Annotated in this window: 1 pseudogene; it reads right to left on the bottom strand. The window is 58.4% G+C overall.

The window, feature by feature from the left end:
• Positions 1-156: 156 nt before the first annotated feature.
• Positions 157-363, bottom strand: a pseudogene (locus tag DQ393_RS00850) (bifunctional methylenetetrahydrofolate dehydrogenase/methenyltetrahydrofolate cyclohydrolase); the annotation flags it as partial.

The following is a 363-nucleotide window of genomic DNA, read 5'->3' as shown; positions in this document are numbered from 1 at the left end:
CAAGCGCGGCAGAGTTTTCAGCTATAGCCGATATCTTGCAATTCTGAGTGAGGGCACCGATCCCTTGCCCCCGGCCGCGTGAACGGACCGAATATTTATAGGTCGCTGGTTCGTATCCGTTCAACTGCAATAAAGGCGCTTAAAGTCCAATTGATCTCAGAACCTGGGTAGTGTCTTGCCGGCCTTTCGATAAGCAGCAATGACGGTATTGGCCATCAGCATGGCGATCGTCATCGGCCCGACACCGCCTGGAACCGGCGTGATCGCAACGGCGACTTCGGAGGCTTCACCATAGGCGACATCCCCCACCAGCCGGCTCTTGCCCTCGCCCCGCTCAGGGGCCGCGATCCGGTTGATGCCGAC

The sequence above is a fragment of the Martinezella tropici genome (genome assembly GCF_003287875.1).
Taxonomy (GTDB): domain Bacteria; phylum Pseudomonadota; class Alphaproteobacteria; order Rhizobiales; family Rhizobiaceae; genus Rhizobium; species Rhizobium tropici_C.
The sequence above is the reverse complement of the archived record's forward strand: the minus strand, read 5'-3'. Positions and strand labels throughout refer to the sequence as shown.